This window comes from Mycobacterium malmoense, assembly GCF_019645855.1.
In the GTDB taxonomy this organism is placed as follows: domain Bacteria; phylum Actinomycetota; class Actinomycetes; order Mycobacteriales; family Mycobacteriaceae; genus Mycobacterium; species Mycobacterium malmoense.
This window is the reverse complement of the sequence record NZ_CP080999.1, coordinates 4,502,372-4,516,836: the sequence shown is the minus strand read 5'-3', so window position 1 is coordinate 4,516,836 and position 14,465 is coordinate 4,502,372. Positions and strand designations below refer to the sequence as shown.

Genomic DNA, 14,465 nt, shown 5'->3' with positions numbered 1-14,465 from the left:
GGGCGCGCAACACCTGGCGCGCGCTGACCTCCATGGGCACCGCGCTGGTGCTGCTGTTCTTGCTCGCGCTGGGCGCGATCCCCGGCGCGCTGCTGCCGCAGCGCAGCCTCAACGCCGGCAAGGTCGACGACTACCTGAAGGCCCACCCCGTGATCGGGCCCTGGCTGAATCGGCTGCAGGCCTTCGACGTGTTCTCCAGCTTCTGGTTCACCGCCATCTACGTGCTGCTGTTCGTGTCCCTGGTCGGCTGCCTGACCCCGCGGATGATCGAGCACGCCCGCAGCCTGCGCGCCGCCCCGGTGGCCGCCCCGCGAAACCTGGCCCGGCTGCCCAAGCACGCCACCGCCGAACACGCCGGCGACCCCGAAACCCTGGCCACGACCATCGTCGGAAGGCTGCGTGGCTGGCGCACGGCCATTCGCCGCAACGGCGAAACGGTCGAGGTGTCCGCCGAGAAGGGCTACCTGCGCGAATTCGGCAACATCGTCTTCCACTTCTCGCTGCTGGGCCTGCTGGTCGCGGTGGCCGTCGGCAAGCTGTTCGGCTACGAGGGCAACGTCATCGTCATCGCCGACGGCAGCCCCGGCTTCTGCTCGGCATCGCCGGCCGCGTTCGACTCGTTCCGCGCCGGCAACACCGTCGACGGCACCTCGCTGCACCCAATCTGCGTCCGGGTCAACGACTTTCAGGCGCACTACCTGCCGTCGGGCCAGGCCACCTCGTTCGCCGCGGACATCGACTATCAAGCCGGCCGCGACCTGAGCGCCAACACCTGGCGGCACTACCTGCTGGAGGTCAACCACCCGCTGCGGGTCGGCGGCGACCGGGTGTACCTGCAGGGCCACGGCTACGCCCCCACTTTCACAGTGACGTTCCCGGACGGGCAGACCCGCACGTCGACCGTGCAGTGGCGACCCGACAACCCGCAGACCCTGCTCTCGTCGGGCGTGGTGCGCATCGACCCGCCCGCCGGCAGCTATCCCAGCCCCGCCGAGCGCCGCAACCACGAGATCGCGATCCAGGGCCTGCTGGCTCCGACCGAGCAGCTCGACGGCACCCTGTTGTCGTCGCGCTTTCCGGCGCTGAACGCCCCCGCGGTGGCCATCGACGTCTACCGCGGCGACACCGGCCTGGACACCGGCCGGCCGCAGTCGTTGTTCACGCTGGATCCCCGGCTGATCGAACAGGGCCGGCTGACCAAGGAGAAGCGGGTCAACCTGCGCGCCGGCCAACAGGTGCGGCTAGCCGGGGACGGCACCGCTATCCGCTTCGACGGGGCCGTGCCGTTCGTCAACCTGCAGGTCTCCCATGACCCGGGCCAGACCTGGGTGCTGGTCTTCGCCATCACGATGATGGCCGGGCTGCTGGTGTCGCTGCTGGTGCGCCGCCGCCGGGTGTGGGTAAGGCTCACCCCGGCTAGTGGCAAGGCGGCCGGTACGGTGAACGTCGAATTGGGCGGCCTGGCGCGCACCGACAACGCCGGTTGGGGTGACGAGTTCGGGCGGTTGACGGAGCGGCTGCTGGCCGGGCTCGGCACCGCGGACCTCGCGCAAACGCCCCCAGCGTCCAGAAGGAGTTCTCAGGTGGACGTCACATGAACACCCTGCACGTCAACCTCGGCCTGGCGCGCTATTCCGACTGGGCGTTCACCTCGGCCGTGGTGGTCCTCGTGGTAGCCCTGCTGCTGCTGGCCTTCGAGCTGGCCTACGTGGGCGGCCGCCGCGCCGACCGGCGCGAGCGGGTGTTGGCCGGTTCGGTCGCCGCCGACAGCACCACCCCCGGCGTCGTGGAGGACGCTGCCGGACGGCCCTTCGACGAACGCGTCGGGCGGGGCGGGCTCGCCGTGGCCTACCTGGGCATCGGGCTGCTGCTGACGAGCATCGTGCTGCGCGGGCTGGCCACCCTGCGGGTGCCGTGGGGCAACATGTACGAGTTCATCAACCTGACCTGCCTGTGCGGGCTGCTCGCCGGCGCGATCGTGTTGCGCCGCCCGCAATACCGTCCGCTGTGGGTATTCCTGCTGGTGCCGGTGCTGATCCTGCTCACGGTGTCCGGACGCTGGCTCTACGCCAACGCCGCGCCGGTGATGCCCGCGCTGCAGTCCTACTGGCTGCCGATTCACGTGTCGGTGGTCAGCCTGGGCTCGGGGGTGTTTCTGGTGGCCGGCATTGCCAGCATCCTGTTCCTGGCGCGCACGTCGCGGCTCGGCGACCCCGACGCCCGCGGAGCGCTGGCCCGCGTGGTGCAGCGGTTGCCCGACGCGCAGACCCTGGACCGCATCGCCTACCGCACCACCATCTTCGCGTTCCCGGTATTCGGCTTCGGGGTGATCTTCGGCGCCATCTGGGCCGAGGAAGCCTGGGGCAGGTATTGGGGCTGGGACCCCAAGGAGACGGTGTCCTTCGTCGCGTGGGTGATCTATGCCGCCTACCTGCATGCCAGGTCGACCGCGGGATGGCGGGACAGGAAGGCGGCGTGGATCAACGTCGCGGGATTCGTGGCCATGGTCTTCAACCTGTTCTTCGTTAACCTGGTCACCGTGGGCCTGCATTCCTATGCGGGCGTGGGCTGACAGCCAGCAACCGAAGTAACGCAACAAGGGGGAGTGCACGTGTCCGACCATCCGACGACGGGCGTGGGGGCGCCCGATCCGCAGACCATCCAGGCGCCGCCTCAACAGCACCCCGCCGAATCGGGGGGCGAAGCGCCGACCCGCGCCTTCGCGGGATTCCGCACCGAGCGGCGGGTCCCCGGGCCCGAGCGGCGGCAGACGGCACCGCCCACCGCGCCCGGCGGGATGCCGCCCTGGGATTCGACACCGGTCACGGGCATCCCGCGCGTCGACCCGACCGCATTCGGCGCCTACTACAGCGGCCCGGCCGACGCGCCCCCCACTGGGGCACCGGCAGCCCCGTACCGCCCCGAGCCCCTGCCGCACACGCCCTATCCGGAGCTGTCCACCGGCATGCTGTTGCGACCGGTCAAACCGCCGCCGTCGGAGGGCTGGCGCCGGTTGCTCTACGAGCTGTCCGGTCACCTGATCAACTTGGGCGAAAGCCCCCGGGCCGCCCGCCACAACAACCTGGTGGCTCAGGTCAACCGGCCCCTGCGGGGTTCCTATCGGATCGCGTTGCTGTCGTTGAAGGGTGGTGTCGGCAAAACCACGATCGCCGCGACGCTGGGGTCCACCTTCGCCGCCATCCGCGGCGATCGCGTGGTGGCCGTCGACGCCAACCCCGACCGCGGCACCCTGAGCCAAAAGATCCCGCTGGAGACGGCGGCGACGGTGCGTCAGCTGCTGCATGACGCCGGAGCCGTCGAGCGCTACAGCGACGTCCGCCGGTACACCTCGAAGGGCCCGAGCGGGCTGGAAGTGCTGGCGTCGGAAAGCGATCCGGCCGTCTCGGACGCGTTCAGCGCCGACGACTACGCCCGCACGCTGGAAATCCTGGAGCGGTTCTACGGGCTGGTGCTCAGCGACTGCGGTCCCGGGCTGTTGCATTCGGTGATGTCGTCGGTGCTGGACAGGGCCGATGTCCTGGTCGTGGTCAGCTCGGCCTCCATCGACGGAGCCCGCAGCGCCTCGGCGACGCTGGACTGGCTGGACGCGCACGGCCACGAAGAGAAGGTCCGCAATTCGGTCGCCGTCATCAACGCGGTGCGGTCACGGACCGGCAAGGTCGACATGAACAAGGTGATCGACCACTTCTCGCGCCGTTGCCGGGCGGTGCGGCTGGTGCCGTTCGATCCTCATCTCGAGGAGGGCGCCGAAATCGATCTTGACCGGTTGAAGCGGCCCACCCGCGAAGCGCTCGTCGAGCTGGCGGCCGTTGTCGCCGACGGGTTCCCCGGAGATCAGCGCAACCCGGGCCTGGTCTGAGTTCAGCGAGGGTTGTTGTCGTCGTGGCCTAACCGCCGCAGGAACTCTGGATCGTCGTCGGGTCCGATAACGCGCGTCTTCGGCCGGTTGGTCTGCGACCGTGCCGCACGCCAGCCGACGTAGATCAGCGTCCCCAGGATCAGGACGATCAGCAGGTAGAGCACTCAACACCTCCTTTGGGCGAATATACCCGCGCCGTAGGCTCGAGCTGTGTCAGAAGGACCTAGCGACAACAGCACCGGGGAGCGCGCGGGAAATCACGCAGCCGTCGACGTTTTGCTTTACGCGGCGGCCCGGCTGCTGCTGGCGGTGGTGCTCAGCGGCGTGATCTACGGGATCGCGCGATTGCTGGGGGTCGCCCAGTTCCCCATCGTGGTGGCCGTGTTGTTCGCTCTGATCATCGCGATGCCTTTGGGCATCTGGCTGTTCGGCCCGCTGCGCCGGCGCGCGACCGCCTCGCTTGCGATGGCCGGCGCGCGTCGGCGCCGGGAACGCGAAGCGCTGCAAGCCCGGCTGCGCGGCGAGGACCGGGACTGAGCTCGCCCCGCGCCGCGAGCGTGACGCCACTGCGAAATCCGGCGCGATTTTTCGCAGCCACGTCACGCTCGCGAGCGCACAGAATGTGTGTCAACGTTTCTTGACGCGCGCCCGGGTGTCAAGCTATGTTGACACTCATGGATGAGCTGACCGACCTGTCGGGGGTATCGGCCGCGCACGCGGCGGCCAACGCCGACCCGGCGGTTGGGTTGCGCGCGGTGCGTGCGCTGCAGCGATTGCAGGAGCGTTTGGAGGCCGTCCACGTCGCCAACGCCCGCGAGCAGGGCTGGAGTTGGCAGGCCATCGCCGAAGCGCTTGGGGTGAGCCGGCAGGCCGTGCACCAGAAGTACAACCGGAGGAGATGACGCATGTTCGAGCGTTTCACCCGTCACGCCCGAGTGGCCATCGTGCTTGCCCAGGAGGAGGCGCGCGAGCTGGGGACCCGCGAAATCGGTGCGCAGCACATGCTGCTCGGGGTTCTGCAGGCGGCCGGAAACGACTTGTCCGCCGCGCTGGGTGGCTACGGGCTGACCGCCGACGCGGTGCGGGCCCGCCTGATCGAGGCCGCCGGGGCCGCTTCTCAGGCGCCCGACGAGTCGTTCGACGAGGACGCCGAGGCGCTGCGGGCCATCGGCATCGACCTGCGGGCGGTCCGCGACAGCGTGGCACGCACCTTCGGCGCCGACGTGTTCGACAACGCATTACCTCGGTCCGGCCGCCGTCGCCGCAGGCGCGGGCATGTCCCCTTCACCCGTGCCGCGAAGAAGTCCCTCGAGCTGGCGGTGCGAGAAGCGTTGGCCCACAAGGACAACGAGATCGGCTGCGAGCACCTGATGCTGGGCATTATGCGCGGCGGCGACAAGGAGGCCAACGACCTGATCGCCGAACACGTCGACACCGCGCAGTTGCGGCCCGCGATCCTCGCGCTGCTGGACAGGGCCGCCTGAGGCGCGCGGTCAGCGGGCCAGCGCCAACGCGGCCGCCACCGCGGTCGCCCACACCGCCATCGCTAGCCCGGTGTCGCGCAGCACCGGGATCAGCTCGGGCCCGCCGCGGCCGGATCGCACCGGACCCGCGGCGCGCAGGGCCAGCGGGGTGGCCACCAACCCCGCGGCGCACCACGGCGTCGCCGCCATGAGCACCAGGGTCAGGACTCCGGCGGTCGCCAGCAGCGCCTGGTACAGGGTCCGGGTGCGGGCGTCACCCAGCCGCACCGCCAGCGTGATCTTGCGCGACCGCGCGTCGGTCGGGATGTCCCGCAGGTTGTTGGCCACCAGCACCGACGACGAGAGCGCCCCGACCGACACCGCCAGCGCCAGCCCCACCCAGTCCACCCGCAGCGCCTGGGTGTACTCGGTGCCGAGCACGGCGACCAGGCCGAAGAACACGAACACCGCGACCTCGCCAAAACCCGCGTAGCCGTAGGGCTTTGACCCGCCGGTGTACAGCCAGGCCCCGGCGATGCAGGCGGCGCCGACCGCGATCAGCCACGGCGCGCTAAGCAGCGCCAGCGCCAGCCCGGCCGCCGCGCCGACCGACAGGCTGGTCACCGCCGCCGTCAGCACCGAGCGCGGGGTCGCCAGCCGCGAGCCCACCAGCCGCACCGGGCCGGCCCGGTCGTCGTCGGTGCCGCGGATGCCGTCGGAGTAGTCGTTGGCGTAGTTGACGCCGATGATCAGCGCGACCGCCACGGCCAGCGCCAGCAGCGCCTTCCACCACACCGCGGAGTGCAGCCACGCCGCGGCGCCGGTGCCTGCGACGACCGGCGCCACCGCGTTGGGCAGCGTCCGCGGCCGCGCACCCGAGACCCACTGCGCAAAACTGGCCACGCATGCATCCTGCCAGGACGCAGCCAAGGCCCACCCAACCGATCACCCGAAAGCTATGCACAACAATGGGCGGATGCTCGGAGTCATCGGCGGCAGCGGCTTCTACACGTTCTTCGAGCCGCCTTTTGGAAGCAAAGCCCGCGACGTCGACGTGGACACCCCGTACGGCCGGCCCAGCGCCGCGGTCACGGTGGGCACCGTCGGCCAGCACGAAGTGGCGTTCCTGCCCCGTCACGGCGCCAGGCACGAATTCTCGGCGCACACCGTGCCCTATCGGGCCAACATGTGGGCATTGCGCAAGCTCGGCGTCCGGCGGGTTTTCGGCCCGTGCGCCGTCGGCAGCCTGAACCCGGACAACGGTCCGGGCGCCGTCGTCGTGCCCGACCAGCTGGTCGACCGCACCAACGGCCGTCCCGACACCTACTTTGACTCCGGCGCCATCCACGTCGACTTCGCCGACCCGTACTGCCCGACCTTGCGGGCCGCCGTCACCGGTCTGCCCGACGTGGTCGACGGCGGCACCATGGTGGTGATCCAGGGGCCGCGCTTTTCCACCCGGGCCGAAAGCCGCTGGTTCGCCTCCGCCGGGTTCGGCCTGGTCAACATGACCGGCTATCCCGAGGCGGTGCTGGCTCGGGAACTCGAAATATGCTATGCGGCAATCGCTTTGGTGACCGATCTGGACGCCGGTGTCGGGGCCGGCGAGGGGGTGAAGGCCGCCGAGGTGTTCGCCCAATTCGAGAAGAACATCGAGCCGTTCAAAAGGCTGGTGCGCGCGGCGATCGGCCGGGTCGCCGTCGAGCGCGCCTGCACACACTGCCAGCCGCACACCGGTGTCACGTTGCCGGTGGAGCTGCCATGAGGGTGTTGTTGACGGGCGCGGCCGGCTTCATCGGGTCGCGGGTGCACGCGGCGCTGCGGGCGGGCGGTCACGACGTGGTCGCCGTCGACGCCTTGCTGCCCGCCGCGCACGGCCCAAACCCGTTGTTACCCAAGGGATGCCGGAAGGTCGACGTCCGCGACGGCGACGCGCTGGACCCGCTGTTGGACGGTGTGGACGTGGTGTGTCACCAGGCGGCGATGGTGGGTGCCGGCGTGGACGCCGCCGACGCGCCGGCCTACGGCGGCCACAACGATTTCGGCACCGCGGTGTTGCTGGCCCGGATGTTCGCCGCCGGGGTGCGCCGGTTGGTGCTGGCGTCGTCGATGGTGGTGTACGGGCAGGGCCGCTACGCCTGCCCCGACCACGGGCCGGTCGACCCGAGGCCGCGGCGGCGCGCCGACCTGGACGCCGGTGCCTTCGAGCACCGCTGCCCCTTCTGCGGGCTCGACGTGACGTGGCTGCCGGTCGGCGAAGACGCCGCCCTGCGGCCGCGCAGCCTGTATGCCGCCAGCAAGACCGCGCAGGAGCATTACGCGCTGGCGTGGTCGGAGGCGACCGGCGGCTCGGTGGTGGCGCTGCGCTACCACAACGTCTACGGTCCCGGGATGCCGCGCGACACCCCGTACTCCGGGGTGGCGGCGATCTTCCGCTCGGCACTGGAAAAGGGCGAGCCGCCAAGGGTTTTCGAGGACGGTGGTCAGATGCGTGACTTCGTCCACGTCGACGACGTGGCCGCGGCCAACCTCGCCGCCGTGTCGGCTGTCTCGTCAGCGGCCGAGCGTGTGGGCTTCTCGGCGTTCAATGTCTGTTCCGGGCGGCCCATCTCGATCCTGGAGGTGGCCACCGCGCTGTGCGACGCGCGTGACGGTTCGGCCGCCCCGGTGATCACCGGCCAGTACCGCGGCGGTGACGTGCGCCATATCGTCGCCGATCCCACCCGGGCCGCCGAGGCGTTGGGCTTCCGCGCGGCCGTCGACCCGCGCGAGGGCTTGCGCGAATTCGCTTTCTCCCCTTTGCGTTAACTCGTTCTACGCCGGGTCGTGCGGGGGGCGGAAGATCCTGGGCTTGTGGACCGGGATCCGCCGCGTGGCGGAGTCCCCATCTTCCGGGCCGCGGAAGATCCGCGGCGAACCGGCCGGCCGGGGCAGCACGCCGGTGGGTGGCTCGCCGGTCGGGATGCGCGTCGTCGCCGCCGCCGACGGCGGGGCAGTGCCACCCACCCGGACACGGGTCTTCGGCGCGGCGGGGCGCGGGCGGGCGGTCGCCGGAACGGCACGGCGCTTTTGCGGGCGCCGACCGCTGAGGTGACCGGTGACGACCGCCGCCGCGAGAATGCACAGCGCCAGCCCGCACAGCGCGACGTCGAAGGTGCTGGTGATCTGCTGGGCGAGGTCGTTTCCGTAGACCGGGTTCTGCGCCGGGGAATTCGGCGATTCCGCGAACCGCGGCGCCAGCGCGACGCCCACCACGACGCGCGAGATGCTCAGCGTGGCAACCAGTCCGCACAGCGACGAGATCAGCCTCGCGGAGACCGAGTCGTCGCCCAGGTTGATGCGCAGCCAGATCGCAAGGACCGCGGTGGCCAGATCGAACGCCGCCAGCACCAGGCTGTCGTATCGCGAGAACGGGTAGTCCAGGCTGACGGCGACGGCCAAGTCGGTGATCCGCATGATCGCCGACCCCAGGCACCATACGATGATGAGCAGCAAGCCATTTCGGGCCGCCGCGCGCCACGCGTTCTTCTCGGTGGCCGACGGGTCCCGCCGGGCCCACAGGGTTCGTGGCGCGAACACCGCCGCGGCCGCAGCCCACGCCAGGTAACCCTCGAACCCGATCCCGGCCGTCGACGTGTTCTGCGCGATGCCGTGGAATGCGTCGATGTCACGGCCGACGGGAAGGCTCCACACGAGGATCCCGGCGACCAGCGTCGACGCGCCGAGCGCCACGGTCGCCAGCCGCGTCGCCCTGGCGCCGCGCAGGAGCCACCTCGACCCAACGAAAACGGTGACCAGCGCCACCACGCCGTACACCACCGCGGTCGCGATGACCGCGACGTTCTGCTTGCCGAAGTCGGCCGAACCGCCGGCGCCGTGCAGCGCGTACCTCACCCGCCAGTACAGGTTGAAACCGAAGCTCAGCGCGGCACCCAACATCGAGGCGTAGCCGATGACCCGGGCGGACCCGCGCGTGTCGTCCGCTGCCGCCGGACCGGTGATCGGCGCCTGCGCGCCCAATAGGCAGCCGGCGATCCCCAGCCAGGCCCCCGGCCCGACACCACCCGGCACGTTCACGGTGCCGCCGAATCGGACCGTTTCGACCGCGTCGAACCCCACGAAGGCGAGCACCAGCAGCACATAGGGGACGTTGAGTCCCAGCCGAAGCAGGCCGGCCAGCCTGGGGTTGAACCGCGCGCTCGACGACCTCCACGAGCCGGCCACAGCGATCGAAACGAGCGACAGCAGTGTCACCGCGAACAGCACCGCCCACAGGGTCTCGTCGCTGCCCGGGATTCCGACACCGAAATACAGGTTCCAGGGCAACGCCAGCGCGATGACGAGCAGGGCCGCCGCGATCAGGTCGCCGGCGATGTTCCACCGCCGCGTGGGCACCCGGGCCGCGGTCCGTGGGCCGGGGGGCGCCTGCCGCGTGTGCCCGCGGATGGGGCCGGTGGGCGCGTCGTCGCTGCTCTGGCTCACGGTTCCCCCCAGGTATCGAGGACGGTCATTGGTGGCGCAGCGCCGGTTCCGGGCCGGGGCAACCCCCTGCCGGGCCGACCGCTGTGCTTACTTGGAAACATAATCTCCGTTCGGGCGGCGCGGCAGTGGCCGGGGAACGCCCGAACGAGTGACGGTGTCGCAGTGTAATGATGCCGGGACATGCTGGTCGTGGGGTAGCCAGCCGAAGGAGAGCCGGGATGGACGTCGTTTTGGGGGTTGCGGTCACGGGGCCCGTCGCCCGCTTGGCGCTCGTCGGGCCGGGCGCACGGGGTGCCGACGTGATCGACCAATCCGTCGTCGACGTCGCTGACGACCCGATCGACAAACTGACCGAGACCGTGGCCGGGACGAGTCGGCTCTTGGCCGGCGAGAACCACCAGCTGGTCGCCACCCGGCTGTGCTGGTCCGACCATCCGAAGGCCGATCAGCTCCGCCGGGCGCTGGAGGATTCCGGCGTCCGCGACGTCGCGGTGCTGTCGGAGTCGCAGGCGGTGACGGCGCTGATGCGTGCGGCGGGGCGGGTCGGCGGCGTGCTGGTGGTTGACGACGAGACGGCGACCCTGTCGGTGGTGGGTTCGGCCGGGGACCCGGACGCGGCGCCGACCATGCTGGCCAGGGGGTCCCTCGTGGGCGGCTCGGGCGCCGACGCCACCGCCGCGTTGGACACGATGCTGGCTAGGCTCGGTGAACAGCCCGGCGCCCCGACGGATGTCTACCTGGTGGGCGCGTCTTCGGACCTCACCGGGGTCGCCGACCAGCTTCGCGACGCGTCCACCATGCGGGTGCAGATTGCCGATGACCCCACCTTTGCGCTGGCCCGCGGCGCCGCGATGGCGGCCGCGCCGCTGGCGGCGTCCGCGGCCGGCGATGCGACGGCGATGGCGCCGGCGGCTGGGCCCACCGGGGACGAGACCGCGTTCGCGCCGGCGGCCGAGCCGGCCGCCGAGGAACCGCAGCTGGCCTACTCGATGGCCGGCGAGGGCGAGCCGCTCGGGGCGGACGAGTTCGGCCCCGAATCCGATGGGTACGACGAGGCCGCGACAAGCCGAGTGCCGCTCAGCAGACGGTCATTGGTGCTGGGCAATGCCGTTATCGCGTTCGCGGTCATCGGCTTTGCGTCGCTGGCCGCCGCGGTGGCCATCGCCATCCGGCCGACCACGAGTCAACAGCCGGTGGTGGGACACCAGAACGCCGCCCCGGGCAAGTTCATGCCGCTGTTGCCGACGCAGCAGCAGGCACCGGTGCCCCCGCCCCCGCCCGATGCGCCCAATGCCGGATTCCAGGGCGGCACCGTTCCGGCTCCAGCGAGCGGGGGCTCGGTCCCGCAACAGGCACCGCCGCCCGCCGTGGGTGGGACGCCGCCGGCCCCGGTCGGGCCGGAAACGCCGGGCACACCCGGTTTCGTGCCCAACCCGAACCCGAATGTGCCCATCCCGGTTCCGATCATCGTTCCGTTCCCCGGCTGGCACCCGCCCAACCCGTATCCCAACCCCTACCCAAACCCGTACCCACCCCCGACGGCGCCGACGACCCCGTACACGCCTCCCACCACGACGTATTCGCCCCCGACGACGACGTATTCGCCTCCGACCACGACGTATTCGCCCCCGACGACGACGTATTCGCCTCCGACCACCACGTATTCGCCCCCGACGACCACCTACTCGCCTCCCACGACCACGCATGCGCCGCCCACCACGACATATGTGCCTCCGACGACGACATACGCGCCTCCCACGACCCAGGCGCCACCGACGCACACACAAACTCAGCAGACCGCGCCCCCGACGCATTCAGAGCAGCCGATGATCCCGCAGCAACCACACGGTGGCGGGGGTCATCACGGGTTCTGAGCGCAACGTCCCGGTCACGGTGATACTGCCCTGCCTCAACGAGGAGGAGGCGCTGCCGGCGGTGCTTGCGGCCGTCCCCGCCGGCTACCGGGCGCTGGTGGTCGACAACAACAGCACCGACGACACCGCGGGCGTCGCATCCCGTCACGGCGCCCGGGTGGTCGCCGAACCGCGGCCTGGGTACGGATCGGCGGTGCACACGGGCGTGGTCGCCGCGACCACCCCGATCGTGGCGGTCATCGACGCCGACGGCTCGCTGGACCCCGGTGACTTGCCCCGGCTGGTCGCCGCGCTCAACCGGGGCGCCGACCTCGTGATCGGGCGGCGCCGGCCGGTGCCCGGGCTGCATTGGCCCTGGGTCGCCCGGCTCGGCACCGTGGCGATGAGCCGGCGGCTGCGCACCCGGCACGGCCTGCCGGTGCACGACATCGCCCCGATGCGCGTTGCCCGGCGGGAGGCGCTGCTGAACCTGGGCATCGTCGACCGACGGTCGGGCTACCCGCTGGAACTGCTTGTCCGGGCCGCGGCCGCGGGCTGGCGCGTAGTCGAGCTCGACGTCAGCTACGGTCCGCGCACGGGCGGCAAATCGAAGGTCAGCGGTTCGCTGCGCGGCAGCATCACCGCGATCGTCGACTTCTGGAAGGCGATGTCGTGAGCGTCCTGCCGGTGACCCTGCTGGTCGTCGCCAAGGCGCCGGAACCGGGCCGGGCCAAGACGCGGCTGGCGGTGACGGTCGGTGACCGGGTCGCCGCCGACATCGCCGCCGCGGCGCTGCTGGACACGCTGGACGCGGTCGCCGCCGCGCCGGTGGCGGCGCGGATGGTGGCCCTCGCCGGCGATCTGGACGCGGCCGCGGGTGCCGCCGAGATCCGGCACCGGCTGGAGTCCTTCACCGTGATTCCGCAGCGCGGTGACGGCCTCGCCGACCGGCTCGCCAACGCCCACGCCGACTCGGCCGACACGTATCCGGTGCTGCAAATCGGGATGGACACCCCGCAGGTAACCGCCGAACTGCTGACGGATTGCGCGCGCCAGCTGCTCGACGCGCCGGCCGTGCTCGGCCTGGCCTACGACGGCGGTTGGTGGGCGCTGGGGGTGGAGACGCCGACGATGGCCGAATGCCTGCGCGCCATTCCGATGTCCCAACCCGATACCGGGGAACTCACGTTGAAGGCCTTGCGCGGCAATGGTATTGGCGTGAGATCGGTGCAACGGCTGGCCGACGTCGACGTCGTCGACGACGTCGCGACGGTGCGCGACGCGTGCCGGCCCGCCAGCCGCTTCGCGCGGGTCACGCGCGCGGCCGGGCTCTGAGTCATCGCCGAGCCTGTAAATCAGCAGACAAAGTGCGAGTGCGGGCCTGCAGAATTACAGTCTCGACGAGACGAGACGAGCGCGCAGGCTCGCTCACCAGTTCGTGACGATGACGCTGTTCACCAGCAGCGCCCCGGCGGCGTTGAGCGCCAACCACACGCGGTGTGAGCGCGCCGGCAACAGCGCCGGCGCCGCGGTAAGCCAGACGGTGAACGGCAGCCAGATCCGCTCCACCTCGGCCTTGCTCAGCATGCTCAAGTCCGCGCAGGCGATGGCCGCCAGCATCGCCAACAGCAGCAGGTGGAAGCCGGAGCGGCGACGGATCGCGGCCAGCCCGAAAACCCGGCCGATTCCGGCCACGCTGCCCAATCCGATCGCGCACACCACGCACGCCAGGTTGGCCCAGCCCCAATACGCAAATGGCCGGTCCTTGGCGATCCCCTGCCAATAGCGTTGCTGCACAAGGGTATAGCCGTCGAACCAGTAAAACCCCGCGACGGCGAAGGTTACCGCCACCGCCACCGCGGCCAGCGCCGCCGGGCCGAGTGCCCGCAGCACCGCTCGCCAATCGGAGGCGGACACCAGCACCGCCAATGCCGGCAACCCGAGCAGGATCAGGCCGTAGTTGAGAAAGACGCTCCAGCCCAGCAGCAGGCCGGCGCCGGCCGCCACCAGGGCCGGGAACCGAACGCCGCGGCGCACCGCCACGGCCAACAGCGCGAGGCCCCACGCCGCCACCCCGGCGAAGTACCCGTCGGCCGAAACGGCGACCCAGATCGCCGTCGGCGCTACGGCGACGAACGGCGCGGCCCGGCGCGCGGTCCGCTCGTCGGCCAGCGCACGCACGGCGATCACCGCGGCCGCCGCCGCGCTGGAACCGGCCAGCAGGCACAGCAGCCCGGCCCAGGCGCCGCCGTGCAGGCCGACCCGGTCCAGCCAGACGAACGTCAGCAGCGCACCCGGCGGGTGCCCGGAGACGTGGGTGACCCAGGAGTTCGGCTGGTAGTCGACAATCCGGCTGGAGAACGTCCGCACCGCGGCCGGAATGTCGGTGATGGTCGGCACCTGCGACAAATACTCGTCCCTGGTGGTCAATCGTCCGGCGAAGCCACGCTGCCAGCCGTCGATCATCGCCAGCGCAAACGCCCAACCACAGGCGGTGGCCCAGGTGCCCAGCGTCAGCGCCCGCCACGAAAGACGTTGTGCGACGGCCGGTCCCCACACCACAGCGGCCACGGCGACGAGAATCGCCGGCCCGGTTCCCCAGCCGGCGTGAATCTCCCACACACCGAAGATCGGTGCGGCCCCGGCGTGCGTGGCGAACCGCTCCGGGCCGACGTCGAGCCGCGGCCGGACGCCCCAGTGCAACCGCGGCAGCACGAACGCCGCTGCCACCAGGGCAACGGCGCCGGCGACGGCCAGCGCCTCCCGTCGCGCAATCCTCACGGTCGG

Annotated in this window: 15 protein-coding genes; 11 read left to right on the top strand and 4 right to left on the bottom strand. The window is 71.1% G+C overall.

Annotated features, from left to right (window positions below; all coding sequences use genetic code 11):
- The first annotated feature begins 32 nt into the window (after positions 1-32).
- From K3U93_RS20750 to K3U93_RS20740, 3 genes are read left to right on the top strand one after another with little or no spacing between them, the layout of a single operon-like run.
- Entirely contained in the window at positions 33-1,598 is a 1,566-nt protein-coding gene (locus K3U93_RS20750) for a cytochrome c biogenesis protein ResB (protein ID WP_083009934.1), read from the top strand.
- Positions 1,595-2,572, top strand: a complete 978-nt coding sequence (ccsB, locus tag K3U93_RS20745) for a c-type cytochrome biogenesis protein CcsB (protein ID WP_071511217.1) — start codon at positions 1,595-1,597, stop codon at positions 2,570-2,572. The genes K3U93_RS20750 and ccsB overlap by 4 nt, the downstream gene beginning before the upstream one ends.
- Positions 2,573-2,605: 33 nt before the next feature.
- Entirely contained in the window at positions 2,606-3,880 is a 1,275-nt protein-coding gene (locus tag K3U93_RS20740; protein ID WP_176219900.1) for a MinD/ParA family ATP-binding protein, read from the top strand.
- A 2-nt stretch (positions 3,881-3,882) separates the two neighbouring features.
- On the opposite strand, the gene K3U93_RS20735 is transcribed toward K3U93_RS20740, so the two are convergent.
- Positions 3,883-4,044, bottom strand: coding sequence for a hypothetical protein (locus K3U93_RS20735; RefSeq protein ID WP_139796803.1), 162 nt, complete (start codon positions 4,042-4,044; stop codon positions 3,883-3,885).
- 46 nt (positions 4,045-4,090) lie between these two features.
- Between K3U93_RS20735 and K3U93_RS20730 the strand changes: the two genes are divergently transcribed.
- The 3 genes from K3U93_RS20730 to K3U93_RS20720 all read left to right on the top strand — a co-directional run bounded on the left by K3U93_RS20730 (position 4,091) and on the right by K3U93_RS20720 (position 5,364).
- Positions 4,091-4,417, top strand: coding sequence for a DUF4229 domain-containing protein (locus K3U93_RS20730; RefSeq protein WP_071511218.1), 327 nt, complete (start codon positions 4,091-4,093; stop codon positions 4,415-4,417).
- A 137-nt stretch (positions 4,418-4,554) separates the two neighbouring features.
- Positions 4,555-4,782, top strand: coding sequence for a helix-turn-helix domain-containing protein (locus K3U93_RS20725; RefSeq protein WP_071511254.1), 228 nt, complete (start codon positions 4,555-4,557; stop codon positions 4,780-4,782).
- Between the two features lie 3 nt (positions 4,783-4,785).
- On the top strand, positions 4,786-5,364 hold the full coding sequence (locus tag K3U93_RS20720) for a Clp protease N-terminal domain-containing protein (protein WP_071511219.1): 579 nt from the start codon (positions 4,786-4,788) through the stop codon (positions 5,362-5,364).
- Between the two features lie 9 nt (positions 5,365-5,373).
- Here K3U93_RS20720 and K3U93_RS20715 read toward each other — a convergent pair whose 3' ends face one another.
- The gene (locus K3U93_RS20715) at positions 5,374-6,246 is read right to left on the bottom strand and encodes a 1,4-dihydroxy-2-naphthoate polyprenyltransferase (RefSeq protein WP_071511220.1); all 873 of its coding nucleotides are present in this window, start codon (positions 6,244-6,246) and stop codon (positions 5,374-5,376) included.
- 73 nt (positions 6,247-6,319) lie between these two features.
- On the opposite strand from K3U93_RS20715, the gene K3U93_RS20710 reads away from it, so the two are divergent.
- Positions 6,320-7,108: an S-methyl-5'-thioadenosine phosphorylase gene (locus K3U93_RS20710; protein ID WP_230981512.1), complete on the top strand. Its 789-nt coding sequence runs from the start codon at positions 6,320-6,322 to the stop codon at positions 7,106-7,108.
- Positions 7,105-8,151, top strand: a complete 1,047-nt coding sequence (locus K3U93_RS20705) for an NAD-dependent epimerase/dehydratase family protein (protein ID WP_071511222.1) — start codon at positions 7,105-7,107, stop codon at positions 8,149-8,151. Before K3U93_RS20710 ends, K3U93_RS20705 begins: the two co-directional genes overlap by 4 nt.
- 6 nt (positions 8,152-8,157) lie before the next feature.
- On the opposite strand, the gene K3U93_RS20700 is transcribed toward K3U93_RS20705, so the two are convergent.
- On the bottom strand, positions 8,158-9,789 hold the full coding sequence (locus K3U93_RS20700) for a DUF7937 domain-containing protein (RefSeq protein ID WP_230981706.1): 1,632 nt from the start codon (positions 9,787-9,789) through the stop codon (positions 8,158-8,160).
- Between the two features lie 254 nt (positions 9,790-10,043).
- Here K3U93_RS20700 and K3U93_RS20695 point away from each other — a divergent pair, with 254 nt between their 5' ends.
- The 3 genes from K3U93_RS20695 to K3U93_RS20685 are packed head-to-tail and all read left to right on the top strand — an operon-like array spanning position 10,044 to position 13,013.
- Positions 10,044-11,699, top strand: coding sequence for a DUF7159 family protein (locus K3U93_RS20695; RefSeq protein ID WP_220688559.1), 1,656 nt, complete (start codon positions 10,044-10,046; stop codon positions 11,697-11,699).
- On the top strand, positions 11,674-12,354 hold the full coding sequence (locus tag K3U93_RS20690) for a glycosyltransferase family 2 protein (RefSeq protein WP_230981505.1): 681 nt from the start codon (positions 11,674-11,676) through the stop codon (positions 12,352-12,354). Before K3U93_RS20695 ends, K3U93_RS20690 begins: the two co-directional genes overlap by 26 nt.
- Positions 12,351-13,013, top strand: coding sequence for a TIGR04282 family arsenosugar biosynthesis glycosyltransferase (locus K3U93_RS20685; RefSeq protein WP_083011880.1), 663 nt, complete (start codon positions 12,351-12,353; stop codon positions 13,011-13,013). Before K3U93_RS20690 ends, K3U93_RS20685 begins: the two co-directional genes overlap by 4 nt.
- Before the next feature lie 93 nt (positions 13,014-13,106).
- Here the strand turns inward: K3U93_RS20685 and K3U93_RS20680 are convergent, their stop codons facing one another.
- Positions 13,107-14,459, bottom strand: coding sequence for a hypothetical protein (locus K3U93_RS20680; protein WP_071512100.1), 1,353 nt, complete (start codon positions 14,457-14,459; stop codon positions 13,107-13,109).
- Between the last annotated feature and the right edge of the window lie 6 nt (positions 14,460-14,465).

What these genes read in the sequence shown, in the direction of transcription:
- K3U93_RS20750 (WP_083009934.1), top strand. Translation starts at nt 33, where the DNA reads ATGGGCACCGCGCTGGTGCTGCTGTTCTTGCTCGCGCTGGGCGCGATC.
- ccsB (WP_071511217.1), top strand. Translation starts at nt 1,595, where the DNA reads ATGAACACCCTGCACGTCAACCTCGGCCTGGCGCGCTATTCCGACTGG.
- K3U93_RS20725 (WP_071511254.1), top strand. Translation starts at nt 4,555, where the DNA reads ATGGATGAGCTGACCGACCTGTCGGGGGTATCGGCCGCGCACGCGGCG.
- K3U93_RS20720 (WP_071511219.1), top strand. Translation starts at nt 4,786, where the DNA reads ATGTTCGAGCGTTTCACCCGTCACGCCCGAGTGGCCATCGTGCTTGCC.
- K3U93_RS20710 (WP_230981512.1), top strand. Translation starts at nt 6,320, where the DNA reads ATGCTCGGAGTCATCGGCGGCAGCGGCTTCTACACGTTCTTCGAGCCG.
- K3U93_RS20705 (WP_071511222.1), top strand. Translation starts at nt 7,105, where the DNA reads ATGAGGGTGTTGTTGACGGGCGCGGCCGGCTTCATCGGGTCGCGGGTG.
- K3U93_RS20695 (WP_220688559.1), top strand. Translation starts at nt 10,044, where the DNA reads ATGGACGTCGTTTTGGGGGTTGCGGTCACGGGGCCCGTCGCCCGCTTG.